General features: G+C 31.5%; 6 protein-coding genes. All 6 read left to right on the top strand.

Annotation, left to right across the window (positions count from 1 at the left end; all coding sequences use genetic code 11):
* The first annotated feature begins 263 nt into the window (after positions 1-263).
* The 6 genes from ACOSP6_RS00185 to ACOSP6_RS00160 all read left to right on the top strand — a co-directional run bounded on the left by ACOSP6_RS00185 (position 264) and on the right by ACOSP6_RS00160 (position 4,088).
* Positions 264-497: a thioredoxin family protein gene (locus ACOSP6_RS00185; RefSeq protein ID WP_422095582.1), complete on the top strand. Its 234-nt coding sequence runs from the start codon at positions 264-266 to the stop codon at positions 495-497.
* A gap of 65 nt (positions 498-562) precedes the next feature.
* Positions 563-1,285: a hypothetical protein gene (locus ACOSP6_RS00180; protein ID WP_422095581.1), complete on the top strand. Its 723-nt coding sequence runs from the start codon at positions 563-565 to the stop codon at positions 1,283-1,285.
* Positions 1,286-1,289: 4 nt separating this feature from the next.
* Positions 1,290-1,553, top strand: coding sequence for a DUF2024 family protein (locus ACOSP6_RS00175; protein WP_422095579.1), 264 nt, complete (start codon positions 1,290-1,292; stop codon positions 1,551-1,553).
* Positions 1,554-1,606: 53 nt separating this feature from the next.
* A complete protein-coding gene (locus ACOSP6_RS00170) occupies positions 1,607-2,218 on the top strand; it encodes a MarR family transcriptional regulator (RefSeq protein WP_422095578.1) in 612 nt (203 codons plus the stop codon).
* Positions 2,219-2,423: 205 nt separating this feature from the next.
* Positions 2,424-3,218: a hypothetical protein gene (locus ACOSP6_RS00165; RefSeq protein ID WP_422095576.1), complete on the top strand. Its 795-nt coding sequence runs from the start codon at positions 2,424-2,426 to the stop codon at positions 3,216-3,218.
* 171 nt (positions 3,219-3,389) lie between these two features.
* Complete coding sequence (locus ACOSP6_RS00160; protein WP_422092383.1) at positions 3,390-4,088, top strand: YARHG domain-containing protein; 699 nt, start codon at positions 3,390-3,392, stop codon at positions 4,086-4,088.
* Positions 4,089-4,153: the final 65 nt, after the last annotated feature.

Genomic DNA, 4,153 nt, shown 5'->3' with positions numbered 1-4,153 from the left:
CGGCTGTCCCGAAGCTTCGGGACCTCATCGGAAATTCAATCTTATTAATTATCTTTCCGCAAAAACGGAAAAGAACTCGCGTCCTTTTCCCGCAAAAAACCATACACAAATACGTTAGCCACAAGCTGAAAATACTGCACGTAACCAACTCTCGATTAAAAATCCACTACCCATTTCAAAAAAAATTGACTCAAAATTTATATAGTTAGGATTCCTTACTATATTTGCATTGCAATAATGCATAAATCAAAAAATATAATAAAATGAGTAAATCAATTTTCTATCACGCAGGATGTCCAGTTTGCGTAAGTGCAGAACACGATATCGTAAATTTAGTAGGAGCTGAAAATGTTGAAGTCGTAAACATTGGAATAGACCGTAACAGAATTTCAGAAGCAGAAAAAGCAGGAGTAAACTCTGTTCCAGCTTTAGTCACACCTAATGGCAATACATTACATATAAACTTTGGTGCTTCAATGGCAGATGTAAAAGGTTAATTTTTATAACATATAGTTAGGTTTCCTAACATTCAAGGAATCCTAACTTCTTAAAACAAATCGAAATGAAATCAATACTATTATTACTATCAACAACGATGCTTTTATACACAACAAATTCTTGTGCTCAAGAAAGCGAATATAAAAATGACAATTTCAAAATCAATGAAGTTAGTGTAACACACAAACCCGATTTAGGAGTTACTATTTGGGAAATAACTGTAGATGGTACAGCAGGAAAAACAACACCAACTAAAGTTGGTCAACTTGATGGTGCACCTGTTTTAGGCTATGTTTTTCCAACAAGTTTAAAACCTACTGATGTTGGCTTTAATCAAACAGATGGAATTGTTGCACTTGCTTTAACATCACATCCCGATTTTGATGATACACCACTTTGGGATGAGAATAGTGACCAAATATTTGATAACGATGGAATTATTTGGCATCCACATTGGGTAATTCTTCACGAAGATAAAAGAGTTGATGGAGGACTTTCGGTTAAACAATTTAAGAAAGCAGATGAGACAGTTGTTTTACCACCAACAAACCCAGGAATGCCAATGTATATGGATTCGCCAGGTTATCCTGTTATAACTAAAAGCAACATAATAAAGGTAGTCGTGCCAGATTATCGTATGAACAATAGAACAAACTTTAGTTATGATGGTGTTACAGCATTTATGAAAGTAAATACAAGTAATGAAAATTTACCTATGCTCGGAGTTTACGAAGTTTTTACTGTGGCAAGTGGAGATTTGTCGTTACCATATAAAGTAAAGAACTAATAAAATGGAAGTAGCAGTTTGGGACACTTATGTAAAAAGAGAAGATGGTAATATTATGCATTTTGATATTCTCGTTCCTGATAATGTAACCAATGAACAAACAGTATTCAATTTCGGTAAGGCTTATCTAAAAACCAAACCTTTTCAAACAGGTCAATTATCTGCTAAAGAATGTAAACTTTGTCACATAGAACAAGCTACAGCAGACATCATTTCATCAATTGAAAAAAATGGTTTTTCCATTATAGAAATGGAAAATTGCAATTAATTTAATTAGGATTACTAACTTTACCTGTCGAACAAATTTCGGCAGGCTTTTTTATGAAGAGAAGTACATTTAACCCAGAACAACAAGAAAAAGATATTTCAAGTAAAATTGTTGCAGGTTTAGAACGAGTTTCGGAAGTATTTAAAATGTTGCTATGGGAAAAAGCTAAATTGGTCGGTTTAAGTCCAATTCAAATTCAGATTCTAATTTTCATAGCATTTCATAAAGACAACTTGTGTAATGTTAGTCATCTTGCTAAAGAATTTAACGTAACAAAACCAACTGTAAGTGATGCTATTAGAATTTTAGACAAGAAGAGATTAATAGTAAAAGATTTTTCATCTTCAGATAGTCGCAGTTATTCAATATCATTATCCGATTTAGGAAATGATTTAGTTTCTCAAACTTATGATTTCTCAAGTCCGTTAAAAAATCAAGTTGATGGCTTTTCACAATCCGAGTTAGAGAGTTTATTCGGCACTTTAAGTCAACTGATTTACAAATTAAATAGCAACGGAATATTGAGCGTACAACGGACTTGTTATGGATGCAAGTTTTATGAAAAACAGCAAGAATCGGATTACTGTAATTTGCTTCAAAAGGAATTATTAAATCGAGAAATTAGATTGGACTGTCCAGAGTATGAAGAAAAAGCCAGTGGCTAACAACGTATATAAAACATAGCTATTACAGGCATTCCAAGAGGTTTGTGCATATTTGTGAAGACCGCCAAATTTTTAAATTTGGCTTTTAGTAAAATAAAGATAAAAAGAAAAATTTAAAAATTCGGCTCGTGTTTAATCCGAAAAGTCAGCGTCTTTTTACACGCTACGTTTCATATACAAGACCGTTAGCCTACATTAAGATAGAATGAAAAAAATTGACTTAAAACTAAAGAGAGCAGTTGAACATATTAATAGTATTATGGTTGATTATGAAAAATGGTCTTCTAATAATACTATTGATTGTAAATGTGAGTTTTTATCAGAAAAAAAAGGGTTTAAAATTATTGTTGATAGCACTCATAAACTTGTTGAAATTGAAAAATGGGAATTAGATTTTGGAGATTGTATTCATAATTTGAGAAGCTTATTAGACAATTTAGTATTTCTTCTTGCTCTTAATGTAAAAAACCCTCCAGATAAACCAAGTAAATTAAAATTTCCGATTTATCACAAAGAACAAGATTTTATAAATCAAACCAGACAACTTTTAAATCAATTGCCTCAACCAGTCGCTGAAAAACTAACATTAATTCAACCTTTTCAAAGAGCGAATGATAATGTAGAAGGAACACCGCAAGATGATCCTCTATATTTACTTAATTCTATCAGTAATATAGATAAGCATCGAATTCCTTTAGAATTTGAATTACCTCTAGACTCTATTGAACAATCAGGCCAAGTTCAATTTAGAACTGAAGAGGAAGCAAGTTTAAATTGTCCCCCAAATGTTAAAATCTACATTGATAATATTACAAAGGGAGGGATAATAATGGAATATTTATCAAATCATCCTTTAGAAAAAGTAACAGGAGATTTCAAATTCAAAACAAAACCTATGACTATTGTAAATGGAAAAAAATATGAGGTATTAAAATTAATACCTTATTTAGCTTGGTACACAGAGTTAGTGGTTAATCAGTTCAGAGATTATTTCGATTAAATAATTATAAAACGTAGGTTAACAAGGTGTATAATTAATTGCGGTTGAATTTCCTCACCGGAAATTCAACCGCAATTAATTATCTTTCCGCAACATCGGAAAACGACTCGCGTCCTTTTCCCGCAAAAAATCATATACGAATACGTTGTAAGCAATTTAGAAAAAGAAATTATGAGAATCTTACTAATCCTATTTTTCACTTCAAATCTAGTCTTTGCACAATACTTAGGGTCAGAAGAAATAAATGAATCTGATTTAACAATTTGGATCCCAAAATTTGAAATTGAATATTCTGGAACATATCATTTCGGAGAGAGTGAAAGTGAATCTAATTTTAATTTGTTTTATTCTGGAGGTTGTATTATAGGACAAATTAAGTATGGATATTGGGAGGAAAATACTGGGTTTTGGAAATACAACTATATAACGTTAACAAACATATCAATAGATAAAAACGGAAAATTCACGAGTGACCAACATACTGGACAGTTTATCAGATATAAAACTGAGTCTGGAGATTTAATAAAAGGACTTAGGATTGATAACCCTTGGACAATATGGATTGAAAACGGTGAATTTGAAATTGGAATTAGAACGCCGCTTAATTTCAAGCACATCTATCATGGTAACTACATTGAAGCATCTACAAGAAAGTTAAGCATTGCTGAGTTAAATAAAATGAGTTTGCAAGACCTGAAATTAATGAGAAATGAAATTTTTGCTAGATATGGATATACTTTTAAAAAAGGCGGAGAAATGGATAAGTACTTTAAAAATAAAGAATGGTATAGAGCTGAGCATAGAAATGTTGAAAGGTTTTTAACAGAAATTGAGTTTCATAATTTAAAGTTGATTAAACAAAAAGAATAAAACCGCTTACAACAAGGTGTATAATTAATTGCGGCTGAATTTCCTCATCGGAAATTCAATCTTAT

Source organism: Tenacibaculum sp. MEBiC06402 (genome assembly GCF_049239625.1).
Classification (GTDB): domain Bacteria; phylum Bacteroidota; class Bacteroidia; order Flavobacteriales; family Flavobacteriaceae; genus Polaribacter.
This window is presented reverse-complemented; position numbering and strand designations above follow the sequence as displayed.

Bases quoted from the DNA above. Each gene is read 5' to 3' on its own strand.
- ACOSP6_RS00185 (WP_422095582.1), top strand. From the start codon at position 264: ATGAGTAAATCAATTTTCTATCACGCAGGATGTCCAGTTTGCGTAAGT.
- ACOSP6_RS00180 (WP_422095581.1), top strand. From the start codon at position 563: ATGAAATCAATACTATTATTACTATCAACAACGATGCTTTTATACACA.
- ACOSP6_RS00175 (WP_422095579.1), top strand. From the start codon at position 1,290: ATGGAAGTAGCAGTTTGGGACACTTATGTAAAAAGAGAAGATGGTAAT.
- ACOSP6_RS00170 (WP_422095578.1), top strand. From the start codon at position 1,607: ATGAAGAGAAGTACATTTAACCCAGAACAACAAGAAAAAGATATTTCA.
- ACOSP6_RS00165 (WP_422095576.1), top strand. From the start codon at position 2,424: ATGAAAAAAATTGACTTAAAACTAAAGAGAGCAGTTGAACATATTAAT.
- ACOSP6_RS00160 (WP_422092383.1), top strand. From the start codon at position 3,390: ATGAGAATCTTACTAATCCTATTTTTCACTTCAAATCTAGTCTTTGCA.